This window comes from Clostridium aromativorans (genome assembly GCF_020908015.1).
GTDB classification, from domain to species: Bacteria; Bacillota; Clostridia; order Clostridiales; family Clostridiaceae; genus Clostridium_B; species Clostridium_B aromativorans.
Window position 1 is genome coordinate 1 of record NZ_JAJJPB010000068.1, and the last position, 1,053, is coordinate 1,053.

The following is a 1,053-nucleotide window of genomic DNA, read 5'->3' on the forward strand; positions in this document are numbered from 1 at the left end:
CTGACAGATAAAATAACCTATAGAGCTGAAGATAGAGGTATTTCTATAGAAAAGCAGGAAGAAAGCTTTTCAAGTCAGTGCAGTCCAAATGCAAAAGAAGTATCAAAGGAATATGCCGAAAGATCTAATAGAAAATACAGGGGCTTATATAAGGAAAATAACAAAATATACAATGCAGACTGTGTAGGAGCTTACAACATATTAAAAAAGTATCTGTGTAGGATAGAGAAATCTATACCAGCAGTAGTGGGTTTGGATACCCCGGAGATGTACCGGTGGAGCTCTATCATGGGGTTTATTGGGAATCCGAAGCTCTCCATTTCAATGGAGATGTAGTTCACCAGAATTGCCTTCTAAGAGAAGAGTTGTCCAGACAATAGATTTTGATACTGGAAAGTATAGTGAATTAATTCAAGACGCTGTCGAAAAAGCCAAAACAATTGATACAGTAAAAAAATATTTTGATAAAGGAAGGTTGACCAGAGAGGCTGTCAATGAAGGCAGACAAGCTATAGGAATTGCAAAGGCTCCTTATGTAGCAGCGTTTGTAAAAATGCTTTTAGATGCAGGTGAGGATGAAACAAATATATTGATTATTTTACTTAGAGCAGGTTCAGGATTAAACTTGCAAAAAGCTACATGTGTAGTATTTGGAGAATTTGACTGGTCGCCTGCCGTTCACAGCCAGTGTGAAGATAGAGCACATAGGATAGGGAAAAAAGATTCATTGCTTTGTTACTACCTAGTTGCTCCGGAAGGAACGGATGAAGAAATACAAGAACATTTGGGACTGAAGGTATCGCAATTTGTTGGAATTATGGGTGATAAAGCTGAAACCGAGGAAGATAGAAATATCGCTCAAAATGTGGCAGCAGAACATATGAACAAAATTATTGAGAAATTGAAGAACATGAAATTCAGTGCTTGATATACCATTAAAGGTTTTTGCATGTATGAAAAGCAATTTGGTAATATGTCAAGAACAAAATGAAAAGAAAATGAAATGTTTTTAATCAAAAATGGTAACTTTAACAAGCATATGTCAAAATAAAA

Annotated in this window: 2 protein-coding genes; both read left to right on the forward strand. The window is 35.7% G+C overall.

Features of this window, described 5'->3' with window-relative positions; translation table 11 throughout:
* The coding region (locus LN736_RS18815) for a transposase (RefSeq protein WP_229982209.1) at positions 1 to 336 on the forward strand (336 nt) is incomplete at its 5' end.
* Between the two features lie 10 nt (positions 337 to 346).
* Entirely contained in the window at positions 347 to 928 is a 582-nt protein-coding gene (locus tag LN736_RS18820) for a C-terminal helicase domain-containing protein (protein ID WP_229982210.1), read from the forward strand.
* Positions 929 to 1,053: the final 125 nt, after the last annotated feature.